The organism is Paenibacillus sp. LRG-1 (assembly GCF_057220305.1).
The window spans coordinates 3,068,506-3,081,610 of sequence record NZ_CM170126.1; the positions used below are offsets into that span (position 1 = coordinate 3,068,506).

9 protein-coding genes and 3 pseudogenes are annotated in these 13,105 nt (G+C 36.2%); 2 read left to right on the forward strand and 10 right to left on the reverse strand.

Annotation, left to right across the window (positions count from 1 at the left end; genetic code table 11):
* Positions 1–532: 532 nt before the first annotated feature.
* Entirely contained in the window at positions 533–742 is a 210-nt protein-coding gene (locus ACUUJN_RS13390) for a hypothetical protein (protein ID WP_484668570.1), read from the reverse strand.
* Between the two features lie 237 nt (positions 743–979).
* Between ACUUJN_RS13390 and ACUUJN_RS13395 the strand changes: the two genes are divergently transcribed.
* Positions 980–1,105 carry a hypothetical protein gene (locus tag ACUUJN_RS13395; RefSeq protein WP_484668571.1) on the forward strand — a complete coding sequence of 42 codons (126 nt, stop codon included), beginning with the start codon at positions 980–982 and terminating at the stop codon, positions 1,103–1,105.
* 151 nt (positions 1,106–1,256) lie between these two features.
* Here the strand turns inward: ACUUJN_RS13395 and ACUUJN_RS13400 are convergent.
* Both ACUUJN_RS13400 and ACUUJN_RS13405 read right to left on the reverse strand, forming a co-directional pair.
* Positions 1,257–1,400, reverse strand: a pseudogene (locus tag ACUUJN_RS13400) (aldo/keto reductase); the annotation flags it as partial.
* A gap of 1,262 nt (positions 1,401–2,662) precedes the next feature.
* Positions 2,663–2,998 (reverse strand): helix-turn-helix domain-containing protein, encoded by a 336-nt coding sequence (locus ACUUJN_RS13405; RefSeq protein WP_484668572.1) that lies wholly within the window; start codon positions 2,996–2,998, stop codon positions 2,663–2,665.
* A 136-nt stretch (positions 2,999–3,134) separates the two neighbouring features.
* On the opposite strand from ACUUJN_RS13405, the gene ACUUJN_RS13410 reads away from it, so the two are divergent.
* Positions 3,135–4,130 (forward strand): DGQHR domain-containing protein, encoded by a 996-nt coding sequence (locus ACUUJN_RS13410; protein ID WP_484668573.1) that lies wholly within the window; start codon positions 3,135–3,137, stop codon positions 4,128–4,130.
* 465 nt (positions 4,131–4,595) lie between these two features.
* Here ACUUJN_RS13410 and ACUUJN_RS13415 read toward each other — a convergent pair whose 3' ends face one another.
* The 7 genes and pseudogenes from ACUUJN_RS13415 to ACUUJN_RS13445 all read right to left on the reverse strand — a co-directional run bounded on the left by ACUUJN_RS13415 (position 4,596) and on the right by ACUUJN_RS13445 (position 13,075).
* A complete protein-coding gene (locus ACUUJN_RS13415) occupies positions 4,596–6,185 on the reverse strand; it encodes a hypothetical protein (protein WP_484668574.1) in 1,590 nt (529 codons plus the stop codon).
* Between the two features lie 15 nt (positions 6,186–6,200).
* The gene (locus tag ACUUJN_RS13420; RefSeq protein WP_484668575.1) at positions 6,201–7,178 is read right to left on the reverse strand and encodes an ATP-binding protein; all 978 of its coding nucleotides are present in this window, start codon (positions 7,176–7,178) and stop codon (positions 6,201–6,203) included.
* A gap of 15 nt (positions 7,179–7,193) precedes the next feature.
* Positions 7,194–9,200 carry a hypothetical protein gene (locus tag ACUUJN_RS13425; protein ID WP_484668576.1) on the reverse strand — a complete coding sequence of 669 codons (2,007 nt, stop codon included), beginning with the start codon at positions 9,198–9,200 and terminating at the stop codon, positions 7,194–7,196.
* The gene (locus ACUUJN_RS13430) at positions 9,197–9,847 is read right to left on the reverse strand and encodes a PDDEXK family nuclease (protein WP_484668577.1); all 651 of its coding nucleotides are present in this window, start codon (positions 9,845–9,847) and stop codon (positions 9,197–9,199) included. The genes ACUUJN_RS13425 and ACUUJN_RS13430 overlap by 4 nt, the downstream gene beginning before the upstream one ends.
* Positions 9,848–10,395: 548 nt before the next feature.
* Positions 10,396–11,145 (reverse strand): annotated as a pseudogene (gene xerS, locus ACUUJN_RS13435) (tyrosine recombinase XerS); the annotation flags it as partial.
* A gap of 7 nt (positions 11,146–11,152) precedes the next feature.
* Positions 11,153–11,332: pseudogene (locus ACUUJN_RS13440) on the reverse strand (alpha-amylase family glycosyl hydrolase); the annotation flags it as partial.
* Positions 11,333–11,437: 105 nt separating this feature from the next.
* Entirely contained in the window at positions 11,438–13,075 is a 1,638-nt protein-coding gene (locus ACUUJN_RS13445) for a glycoside hydrolase family 13 protein (RefSeq protein WP_340959918.1), read from the reverse strand.
* Positions 13,076–13,105 lie beyond the last annotated feature (30 nt).

The window sequence follows — 13,105 nt, forward strand, 5'->3', positions numbered from 1 at the left end:
GTTCCCCTGAAACGTCTTTTAAAAAACCACAAATATAAGCCCTAGCGGTCGATATCAAAGTTTGCGGAGCTACAAAGCTTACGCTTCCCTCCGGCTGTGGTAACGCCCGGCGATCCACCTTACCGTTCTGCGTCAGGGGTAATTGTTCCAGCTGTACGAAATTCGACGGGCACCATGTAACCCGGCAGCTTTTGGCGCAACTCGATTGCCGCTACTTCCGCAGGGGTCACACATAAGCACAAAGATCAAAATAAAAAATTCATACATCAGTTTTTTGAAATTTATACTACTATTATAATATATCATTTCAATGAAGATTTTTAAGCAAGGGAATATCTATATTGAAATTGTAAGTTGTTTGGTATCTTCAATAAGAATTCTAGCTCTTTGCTGCATCAGGAATGTAAAATAATGCAGATATCTCATCCTGTAACTGTCGAATATTCAAACACTATTTTATTTAATGCGCTAGTTAATTCTAAGCATTAAATGAATGAATATATTGTTTCTAATCAATCGATATTCCTATTTTTCAGTTAATTTTGTTGTTGGTAGGTAGATCATCAATAATTATGTCTATTGGTTTCTTATTTTTAAGATGAGGAGAAGTCAGCATATAAATTAATCGCATTGCATCCTTCAGTCCATCTATCTTACCTTTTTCATATTCATTCATTTTTTCTTTTCCTAACCTGTTTACTGAAAGTGTGAGGGCATCAATAATTGCCTTTTTATGTTCCAAATCATCCCTCCTAACAAACATCTGTATTTAAAGGTTAGCAACCACCAAAAATCGGTAAGTTACTGTAGCTTACATTCAGTCAGTATTTTTTAAATCATCTAATGTTTTAAGGATATTGATTACAAAACTTTACATTAATGGCGCCTGTCGGTTCTCTCCTTCCTTCTTCGACCAGTCATCCGTACCCTGCGCCTAGATTTTACGAAGGTTGAGAACGAAGTAAGGGAAACAAAAGCCATGCAGGAATATCGAAATACCAGCCTGCATCCGGCAGACATAATAGCCCTACTTTCTCAAACGCCATTGTCTGATCATCACTCTGCTAAAGGTAAAACAGAATTTGAAAATGGTATGGACGGTTAGACTGTACCTTAATAAAGACATTTTATTTACTGTGCCTATCTCACTAGAGGGCTATTTGATTAGACGGAAGAGAAAGTTGTGAAACGTACAACTCCATGGGTATTAGCCCATTTTAATAGACTTAAAAAAAGCCCCTAGACAGCAAACTGGTGAGTTCTTCTAACGTAGGCAGCAGTTCGTCTTCCGGACATCTCCACCACAACGAATTGCTTTCGATGGCCGTGAGCGGCTGAACGGAATGCGCGCGTCGAATGGTTCCCACGCCCGCCTCTGACAGTCCCCAATGTTTATCTTTTTCCGCCTGAACCAAATCTCCTAGCGCTTAGGCTACTTTCCTCCGATTGAATAAAAATGATTAATGCGGTGAAGTTACCGCTGAAGCTTGGCTTACAATCACTCGGCGGATAAAGAACGAGATCACCAGACCGATCACCGCTACGATCATTGCAATCCAAAACACATGCTCCGACTCCACCGTCATTGCATTTGCTAATTCTGCCGTCTGGTTCGGCGCAGGTAATTCTTTACTAACTTGTACTGTCTACATGACGGGGTGTAGTAATAACCTGTTTTAGTTATGATATAAATGTAAATAAATTGAGTTATTACTATCCAAAAATCTATAAATATCATAAAAAACGAAAAAAGGATCTGGCTAAATCCCCACACTTATATTTCTTCGCGCGTTCATTTTTCGCCAATTGTTTCATGGAAATCTGCTAAACACCCCCATAAAAATTCAAGCATTTTCTCATCAGGATTCCCCTCTAATAACTGTAAGAATACCGTACCCGATTAAATGATTCCACAGTTCCCTAATCAGGCTCCAAAAAAATAGGATGTTTTTTGATGAATTTCTTTCTAACATAGTGGTCTATAGCTTTGAAACAACTACTATTTTCATTGTAAGAATCATTCTTAAATTGATCTCTAAGTAAGTAATCTTGTGTCGAAGAAACTTTAACATTAAAAAACATTTTGATTTAGAGACTTTATTGTCCAATACTATGCTGAACTACCCAAGCATTCGTAATATCTTAATCCTTTTCTTAGCTAGCAACAGAACTATCTACTAAAAAACAACCAACTATAATAGCTATAGCCAGTTGTTATACGTTTCTTCAAGTTACAAAATATCCTCCTGGATTATACCACTCAGTTTAATGGCTATCTACACTTGTCACTTTGATTAAGAAGCGACAGTACAATTAAGCAATAGTTTGCAAAGGAACGATCTGTATCCCATCAAGTTTTAGCGGAACAATTAGATGCATTATTTGGGGATGTTTGTTAATAGAAGCTGATCTTTATTTAAACAATAGGGGGACAAATTCATTTGAGTAAAGGACAAGAACTAGACCCTTCAAAGGTTTTGTTTTTGTCCTCCAATATGTGTTGTGGTTCAAGGACATTCTAAACTTTATGCTAGGTGCTTTCTCTGCAGAATGGTCACGGGACGTCACTAACTCAGTATTCTCCATTACAGATAGGGACAGCTCTTATTATCATCATCCAAGAGTGATTTCCATAGCCACATTGGCGGTTTAGACTGAATTGCTATTCAAAGATCTCTTTATAAATATTAATCATCTTACGAATATTCTTATTTTCTTGTTTCATAAGTTTCGAAGTAAAAATGTGTATTAGCTTATTTTTATCTGTATTTTTTTCAATAGGATTGTCGCCGAAATAAAAAAACTCAGAAGGGCTCATTTCTAAAGCTTTAATCAGCTTTTCAAGGGTTTCGATAGAAATATTCCGCTCCCCTCTCTCTACTCCTCCTATATATGTACTTTGTAACTGAGCACGCTCGCCAAGTTGTTCTTGGGTTAAGCCGCGCAATTTTCTTATTTGCCGAATACGAACCCCAATAAGTCCAGCTAAATCAGTCACTGATACCACCACCTACATTAAGCCTAAATAGATGAGCGAAATCAAAACAGATCATTATACTATAAATACCATTGTAAAAAGAACTTATAAGTTCTATATTTATTTTATTCATCAAACATAATGGAGTGACAATATTATGGACCAAAGAATACCGCAACAAGTTGTTATTGAAAACGTGATCCAAAGCAAAATGCGTGGCAAGGTTATTTATCAAAGTAACGTGCCAGCCACAATAGCGTTAAACCTTACTTTTGTTAAACCTTATGACGATAAGTCAGGAAAAGGATACCAACGCCCAGTAGATCCTAAACGTTGTCATGATTTTGCTTTGTACTTATCCAAAGGCGATGATGCTTTATTCACGCCTGTGTTGTTAAATGCTTGTTCTAACTGGGAGTTTAGCGCTTATGACAAACTACGGCCTAATTATGGCCGCCTATTATGTAAAGGGAAGGCTTCTCTTATGGATGGACAGCATCGGCTTGGTGGCATTCAGAGGTATATCCAAGAAACAAACGCAGATATTATGGTTCCTTTCTTAGCGTTTCATTCTCTGGACGAAGATGAGGAGATTCAGTTGTTTGATACCATTAACACTAAAGCCAAAGGGATCGGCCCTTCCCTCAGTAAATACTTAAGGCGTGACTCTGATGAGCTAAGCTGGGTTGCCACCGAATTACTTGTACGCAAAGAAAGTCCGTTTTATAACATTGGCAGTATTATCGGGAAACGAGTTAAAGCCCGGCACATTACCTTGCAAAATCTATATCGTACTCTTCATTTCTTATTTAAGAAGGATGATGTAGCATTATTATCAAAAGAGGAAAAACTCAATATTGCACTACATTATTACAATACTTTAAAAGACACGTTCTCTTATGAATGGTTGGATTATGGCGGTCATCGTATAACTCATATAGTTTGTCTAGATGCCTTGTCTATAGCTGCTGGGATTGTACTTGACAAGTTTTTTTCACTTGAAAAAAAGAAAATTGACTACACGTCACTAACCCGCGCTGTACAAAAGCTGAAGGATATAGATTGGTCTTCAACTGGACATCTTCGTTATCTTAAGGGATTGTCTGGATCTAAGTCTTTAGCAACTGAACTCGCAGACATCATGGCTAAATAATTAAAAAGAGCCTGCAGAATTGAAAGAAACTGCAGTGCTCTTTTGGTTTAAATGATTTTTCTGAATGATTTCAAAAATATTGACGTGTGACCAGACTTCACCATTAGTTGAGTATCTACCAGACTTCATTTCGATCCGATCATTAGAAACAACAATTACCTCGCTCATTCTTAATATCCTATTAGTATACAATGAGCCATTCAAAAAACGTATTCATTATTTCAACTGAACATTTCAATTAAAAAAATAATAGTTCTCTGAATTCTTAAGGTGATTTTCTAAGATGATTGGTTCTAATCTCTATCTTATCAAGTATACAAAATTTTGTGATCCTTACTTCTCTCAGTAAATATAGATACATTAGTCCCTTTCTATTTTCATTTACAAAATTCCGTATATTTCGTTTGTCTGTTCTTTGATTTCTAGATAAGTCACAACCAATATCGGTAAATTGATTTATTATTTCTAATCTATTCGATTTCTCTTGTAGGCTTTTTGTTTTATTCTTCTTTTCTTAACAGAATTATATGGACACAGAAGATGCAATTCCTTTTTTTCTTTTTTTTCTTTCCACCAGTGAAATTCATAACTTTCATTATCTGACCAGGGTAATTTAGCAATGTAAAATGGAACATCGTTCTGATCGAATGGAATAGTACCAACTTTAACACGTCTATTAGCAAAATCCGCCGATTTCTCCAACCAATTCAAAAAATAATGATAGGCAAAGTGAATAATAATTCGATTAAGTCCCCATTTTAGAGATGCCCGACTTTCAAGTGTTATATCTTCGGTTTCTCTTCTAAAGTAGCGATATAGCTCTGAAAGTTGATACGAAAAGTAAGGAGGGAAACGTAAATAGGGTCCTTCACTTCGGTCAGGAGTTCTACAATTATCTACTCCTCCAAGAAAAAAAAAATTCTGTAAAGAATGTCGCCAGTTTAAATATGCATAAGCATAAGGACAAAGAGGTTCATTATTTTTTTCTTCTAAGCTTCTAAAAAAATGTTTAATACAAGTTTTATGATCCGATAATTCTTTCCTAATATGCTTTGCTAACCCGCTAATTGTTATTTCAAATGACTGATTCAGTTCTTTGATGAATTCAAGATACTTCATTTTCCATATATAATCACTATTAATTTTTGGATAGTACTTTTTGGTATAAATTTGATCTTCACGCTTCTCTTTTATTCCTCTTATATTTTTAATATATGAGGAGCTAGATACTACGTAATGATTATGTTTATCAAATTCATCAGTTAAAGATTTACGTTCATCTTCCTTCTTAATTAAATCGTACACTTTTTCAAGTGCGTTAGGCATTGAAGCCCAATCAAAATTAGGATCAATAAAAAGGCTCGCCAATCGTTCAACCTGAGAATCATTTAGATTTATCCATTTTTTCACTACTTCCGAGTGTAACTCTTCTATAGAAGTAGGCTTCCAGTCAATTAAGGTATAATCATTATATGATAGGAAATTGTATCCACATCTGCAGATAAAGGGGGCTCTAAATTCATTGCGCAGTAACAGATAGGGAATCTTAGAGCTACAAGATGGACACTCGTATTTCAAAGGTGTTAGATGAAATGGGCAGTCGCTTAAAAGGACAAATTGGTGAAATAAACTATGATAACCCTTTTTAAAGCATTGTTCACAATAAGCAAGTTCTCTCCGAAAAAAAATTGGGCTTTCGAATTTCTTTGGACCGTCAAAGTTCCAATCCGGCATTACTCCTACAATGCTCTTCACATACCTTTCATTTGTTGAGACAAGGTCATATTGTAAGCCCTCTAAAAGTTTACTAGGATCAAAAGCATTTAGATTAATTAGATCTCTAATTAGATTACTTGAAGGATTTTTCAAAGCCTTAACCCTCTCATTTCCAAAGAGCTGAAGAATGTCCTTCATATCTGCCTCATTAGCGTGTTTGAACTTTTCAAATAACCCCCATGGAGATTCAAAGGGAGAAATCCAATCTGATCTCCAACAAATCTTAGCATACATAGTTTTATCAACCTTTTTTTCTTCTAATTGAAAAATAGTTGCCATTTTTACCTCACCTGATTAAGATAAGACATCCATATATATTTCGTTTTCGATATAACCTGATTTTTGGATAGCTTCTTGCCAGTGTACCTTGGTTAGATAATCTACAGATCTCCCATCCATACCAAATTTTTTTAAAACATATTCAACAGACAAGGTAAAGTATTGCATCGGAATCTCAAACTCACCATGTAAACCATTTTCGGTTCTTAATTCATTGAAAATATCATAAATATCTTTTGCATAATTTTTAAGTCTAAAATTATCTTCAAAGGAGTCAGGAAAATAATATCTTGTGTACGACCAACCACTTCCAATAGGATATTCCGATTCTACGTCGTAACCATCTAAGCAGGTTTCTATATCATCCATTTTTTTAATTCCCGAAAATTTATATTCATGCACCATAAATCTCCCGACAATTTGAGCCTTTTTTGCACTTAAAAAAGCCGTTCGTTGATAAATCAGCTCCTCTTGTCCAACCAGAATTACAGTTAAACTAATTCCATCCGCCTCCAACTTATTATAAATATCCATAAGAATCTCATATTGTAATTCCACAAGACTTTGAGCGTCGTCAATAAAGAAAATAATTCGATGAGTTCCGGATGTCTCGGCCTTCTGCTTTAAAAACTTAATTAGTCGCTCTCTTTTCATGATGGTTTTACCTGAATAGGGAATTGCATGTCCTACACCTACTAATAATTCCTCTAGGTATTTATTCTCGTTCATTGTCTTGTTACCTAAGTCACATAATATATGATAGATAGGTAAATTGTCACCGAAGTCATACGGAAGTGCTTGAGATAGATAGCGAATAGCTCTCGATTTTCCTAGTCTAGGTCGCCCATAAGCCAGCCCACCAGGTGAACGATTTTCTATCCACTGCTTAATTTCTTCATACATCCTTGCGACTTCCTTAGTACCAATAAGATATGTTGTTCTCTCAACTGGGTGGCTTCCCAAAGGAACTAGAGGACGTTCAATAGTATTCATATATCCATCTCCAAATTAGTAGTTGAAAGTCCTTAATGGCTTTGTTATCGTTTCATTTTGTTTACTTATGTTTTTTTCTAATGACGAAAGTTGAGTTGAAGATTGACTATTTTCACTTACAATTTGCTCCATTACATCCTCACTTTCTTGAATATCAATCCTCCGTAGCTCTTCTTCTTTAGTTTTTCGTAAAACTTCTGCATAATGACTTCGATAACGTTTGCTCTTTGAACTTTTCTTCTTTATAAATTCGTGATATACAGCAACGGGATTTTGATAAGGAGTAAAAGATATATCTCCATTATCGCGCAATTTGTTTATCGCCTTACGCTCCACTAATGAGTGGGGGCTTATCCCCCACTTTCCAGATGCGGTGAGGTAACCAAACTCACTGCCATCAGGCAGAAATGCTCGAATAACTCGTAAATCTTCAGTATTGATGAGCAATGTTAATTCTTTTCCTATTAAAAACGGACTATTAGAAAGAACACTACTTCGATAATCTACACCCTCGTAATGAACAAAAGGACGCCTACCATTCTTCGCATTACCTCGTATTGTTCTATCCAATTGTAAAGAAAAGAAGATGATATCCTTCCTTTTAAAAACTTCTAATGTTCGGGGGAGCATATTTCTTAATTCTATTCTTTGTTTCATCAGTTCAAGAGGCGAAAAATTGTTTATACCTCCATGGCGTGTTCCATTGTAATCTGAGATAAGGACATCAGTGAGTTCTTCCAGGTGATCTAAAGAGATCTCATACCGCTTAGCTGCGCCTTCTGGGTCTCTTCGAATTGGATCATTTGGATGACTTCCAGTTGTACTTATCAAATTATGGAACCCTCGGTTTTCAAGCGTACGAAAAAATCTTTCGATGATTCCTCTAAACTCTGGTACTCCAGCAGGACCGGGATTTATCCTACAATCTACCACATGATACAAGCGATCGCGAACCAATTCAGATAGATTAGCCTTCGCATTGTCACAACTAAATTCATCCCATAACGCCCATTCTGCTTGTGGTATCACCTCAGAAGGGAAACCACCTGATCCGAGATAGTTTAAGCCATCGATAAGTAATGACCTTTTTGAATACGGCATTACTGCATTCTTAATACATTTAAGGACATCATATTGCGTATACTCTTTATTCAAGCTTAGATAATAGCCAATTATAACTCGAGTGGCTACATCAATAATGACCAGTAACCATACCCGCTCTATCGTATCTGTTACCCAATCCCCTTCAGGGGTTTTGTATGATATTGTAAAAAATGCATCAACTCGATGCCCATCAAATTGAACCCTTTGGTATGGCCGAACTAGCAAGGGAGTTGTTAACTGAGTATTTTTTGAGTTCATTTTTCTTGCATTTCGCGATGCTTCTGGACCATAGAGGCTTGCTGCTGAACCAAAATTTTTAGATTCTATTATTTTAAAGTAACGATATAAAGATCTCTTTCCTTGGTCCGATGTGTTAAACGGATAATCTCTTTCACCTAATCCTTCTTTTTTGCAAAGTTCTAAAAAGTAATAATGAATATCGTTGCCTCTCACAAACTGAGGTTCTTTTCGGGACCCTATTTTTCGAAGATAGGCTTTTGTAAGCTTTTCTTTTATTAATGGGTACTCATCCATTAGTTTGGAGAATGCCCCCGTTAATTTTGGAATACGATTATTTCCATCTTTTGCAAAGGCAGATGTATGTGACTTTCTTTGATAATTAGAAACTCTCTTTTGTGGTATCAGAGCCCGAAACCCCCAAATAATATCTGTACCATCATCCCACATTAAGCATCTTTTTATAAGACGACGCACTTCCTTTTCATTTATGCCCGTTGCTTCAAATATTTCTTGGTTGGTTAACTTTTGTTGCATGTATAAACTGACTGCAAGTTCACGTTTTTCATACAATTCAAGACTAGCTTGATCTAAAGATAACTTATTTACTATAGGCCAATTTGATAAATCAAGATATTTCTCGTGCATTTGGAACATTTCTAATAAGCGTTTTCTGCTCAACGTAAAAACACCTTCGTTTCAGGACCAAGTGGATTTTGATTAATGTTACTTGAAACCAATTCTTGGATAATTAGCATATATAGAGTTTTTTGAAAGTCATATATGTTTGTTTCGTTTAGTAATTGCGCTTCGAGATCCATTATGTTAATCAATCCTTTTTTAACATGGTTAATTATTCTATCTTTTAATTCTAGATTTAATGAAGCAATATCATAGTTATAAGGAAGTAGGCGTTTCTTATTTTCCAGGAGTATTGAGTTTGAATAAATATCGCTTTCCATTGTAACTACATGGCTATGATTATTAGACTGTGTCCAAAGTTTCACAGCATTTATTTTTTCAAACATGCCGATATTAAAATTTTCATTATGAGAATCCAATTGATGGGAGTGGGCAATATTTATAAACTCCTCTTTACTTTTCCTTTTGACCCACATATCGATCAACGCCGTGTCAGGTTTTCCAAAGTATGAATGATTAATTTCTAAGGGCTTTTCGCAATAGTTTATTACTTGCGGATCCATTTCAATTAATACCCAATGGTCATACTCAAGTTGTCCATATAGCCTAACTTCCCGGTTTAACTTCTTACTAAATACAAACCATCTATTTACCCCGAGTTTTTTTGAAATAATAGGTTTATACATATGCCCGCCTCATTGTGAAAAATAGTATTAACAACCTAATTCGTCAAAGTACTTTGCACTCCTCTTTCGAAAAAGATCTATTTTTGTCAAACCAGACTACATAAGGTCGATTTAAGCAAAATTATATTTAGCCGTACCACTAAGTAATTCTAAATTTACTGCCGCTCTAAATGTTACAAACTCCTCAAAAGGGTGAAACTTTGTGTCATTTACCTCGAAAGGGTGAAACTTTGTGTCGCAAATTTGTGACACAAAGTTTCTCCTAAAATAAAAAAATCCTTATTTTATAAGGATTCAGTAAGGGCTAAGCTTTGTGTCACTGGACACGTGATATTTGTCCGTTGATGTTCAGTGACAACAAGTTTACCCCATTTCTTATATGACTTCTGTTGGAATAAGCCTAAAGCATTTTGAATATCATATTTCTGATACCATTTTCTTTGAAAGGGATAAACTTGTTGTCACATTTTCATGTTCATTCTCTTGTTTCAGTAAAATATCATTACAAGTAGTTATAAAACTACTTTTGATTTCTTTCGAGGTTTACATTACTTATCCATATTATTCACCGCATTCTTCATCTCTTCATCAGTTAAATGAGTATAAATCATTGTTGTTTGAATGGATGAATGCCCTAATTGATTTTTTAATCTAGGTACATCATTATTCTCCAGGTGATAACGCGTTGCAAATGAATGTCTCAGAGAATGCACGGTTAAAGCTGGTTTTCCAAAAGCTGTAGCATATTTTTCGATCAGTTTCTCTATGGATCGCTGAGTTAAGCGTCTGCTTTTTCCTTTACGACCTATGGGAGCTGCAATAAACAAAAAAGGTTCGTTTTTTTCTGGGATATATCTAGATTCTCTGATCTGCAGATAATTTTCTAAATCCAGTAACGCTTGCTTGCTGAAATATACATATTGTTCTTTATTACCTTTGCGTATAACACGCACTAAAGCTTTATTTATATCCAGATCTTCAATGTTAATACCTGCTACCTCAGAGAGCCTAAGACCAGATCCTAAAATGAGGGAAACAATGGCTGTATCCCGTTCACGATTAAACTGATGGAAATTGAAAATACGTTTATTCTCTTTATTGATTTCTCCGAAATCATGAGATATAAACCGCCTAAATGACTCAAAATCGTCTTCCCTGAGAATTTTCCCATCCATACGATTGGCAATGGTTTCTTGGCTTTCTTTAACTACATTTAAATCCATTTTGGCCATAACATTGCGCTGGATATATGGCTTTAGGTCACTTGTCTCAGCTTTATTCTGTAAGTAATCAAATCTAGCGAAGAGATCTTGATTCGATAAACCACGGGTGTTCGTCGCTTGTGTGATTGATCAACAAATCCATGATTCCTTTCATACCTCGACTATGAAAGGAATCATCCTCTTTATATCACCAATGCCATCCCCATTGGAGTCCATAAAAAATTTGATAAGCCACAGCTTCTTTCCACCATGCCCTTTTCATATTGCTTGATCCTTTTTCCCTTATTCTAAATTCAATTCATAAATATTTTTCAACCAGTTAAGATTAGAAATTTATTGATCATACACTTTTGTACGATATTCATTTTCATTTATTGAGTGTATCGATAAGGTACATCCTCGCTTCATAAGGACGCATTTCTATATCAGACATGTTATTTGGATAATTGGATATTAGCAGCTGTTTAGTCTCTGCCAGCTCTTTCTGAAGTGGGAGATGGGTTGTGTATTTTTGAAAATTACATACTACAAGTAGTTTGGTTCCTTTCAGCGTTCGAGTGTATGCGAACAAATCTTTATTCTCGGGATACATCAGCTCATAATCCCCATATATGATCACTTCATGATCTTTCCTTAATCGGATTAGTTTCCGATAATAATGGAATATGGATTCAGGGTTATTTAAACTTTCTTGTGCATGGATATCCTTATAATTCGGGTTTACTTTAATCCAAGGGTTCCCTAATGTAAAACCAGCGTTGTCGGAAGCGTCCCACTGCATTGGTGTTCGAGCGTTATCACGCCCCTTTGCAAAGACTGACTCCATAACTTTATCTTCAGGGTATCCTTTCTCAATTCTATCTTTGTAGAAATTTAGTAACTCAATATCCCGATAGTCTTCAATTGGATATTGAACATTCGTCATTCCTAATTCTTCCCCCTGATAAATGTATGGTGTGCCTCGCATGCCATGAAGAAGGGTTGCCAACATTTTAGCCGATTCTATCCTGTATTCTCCGTCATCTCCCCAACGAGAAACGATTCGGGGTAAGTCGTGATTATTCCAAAACAAACTGTTCCAGGCATCCCCCTTCAGCTCTGTCTGCCATTTAGATAACACTTTTTTTAATTCTTGAAAATCTAGAGGCTTAAGATCCCACTTCCCTTTCCCCTCTTGTTCGTCCAAACTAATATGTTCAAATTGAAATACCATTGAAAACTCACTGCCGTCCGGGTTGCTATACAATTTGGCGATCTCTGGCGTAGCGCCCCATGTTTCTCCAACCGTCAGCAGGTCTCCTGCTTTTTGAAACGTCTCCTTGCTGAGTTCCCTGATATACTTATGCAGATTCGGCCCGTTGCTGGTAATTTTCAAATCTGGTTCTTTTCCGATTAAGTCAATTACGTCAAGCCGAAAACCGCCTACACCCTTGCCTATCCACCAATTGATCATTTCGTAAATTTCTTGTCGGACTTTTGGGTTTTCCCAGTTGAGATCCGGCTGTTTTACAGAAAAAAGATGTAAATAATATTGTCCTATCTCGGGTACCCATTCCCAAGCTGAACCACCAAAGATGGAACCCAAGTCGTTTGGTGGCATTCCTTCAACGCCATCTCTCCAGACATAATAGTCATGGTACGGATTTTCTTTACTTTTTTTTGCTTCTTGAAACCATGGATGCTCATCGGAAGTATGGTTCAACACCAAATCCATTATGATTCGAATGTCACGTTTCCCAGCTTCATGAATTAACATCCCCATATCATCCAAAGACCCGAACATCGGATCAATATCCCGATAGTCCGAAATATCATAACCGAAATCATCCTGAGGGGATTTACAAACTGGTGATAGCCAAATCGCACCGACACCGAGTTGCTGCAAATAGTCCAGACGGGAAACAATTCCTTTCAAATCGCCGATTCCATCACCATTACTATCTTGAAAGCTCCGTGGATATATCTGGTATACAACGATTTCTTTCCACCAATTTTTATTTTCCATTGTTCATTACAACCTTTCCAATAGACGCAT

Bases quoted from the DNA above. Each gene is read 5' to 3' on its own strand.
- ACUUJN_RS13395 (WP_484668571.1), top strand. From the start codon at position 980: ATGCAGGAATATCGAAATACCAGCCTGCATCCGGCAGACATAATAGCC.
- ACUUJN_RS13410 (WP_484668573.1), top strand. From the start codon at position 3,135: ATGGACCAAAGAATACCGCAACAAGTTGTTATTGAAAACGTGATCCAA.
- ACUUJN_RS13415 (WP_484668574.1), bottom strand. From the start codon at position 6,185: ATGGCAACTATTTTTCAATTAGAAGAAAAAAAGGTTGATAAAACTATG.
- ACUUJN_RS13420 (WP_484668575.1), bottom strand. From the start codon at position 7,178: ATGAATACTATTGAACGTCCTCTAGTTCCTTTGGGAAGCCACCCAGTT.
- ACUUJN_RS13430 (WP_484668577.1), bottom strand. From the start codon at position 9,847: ATGTATAAACCTATTATTTCAAAAAAACTCGGGGTAAATAGATGGTTT.
- ACUUJN_RS13445 (WP_340959918.1), bottom strand. From the start codon at position 13,075: ATGGAAAATAAAAATTGGTGGAAAGAAATCGTTGTATACCAGATATAT.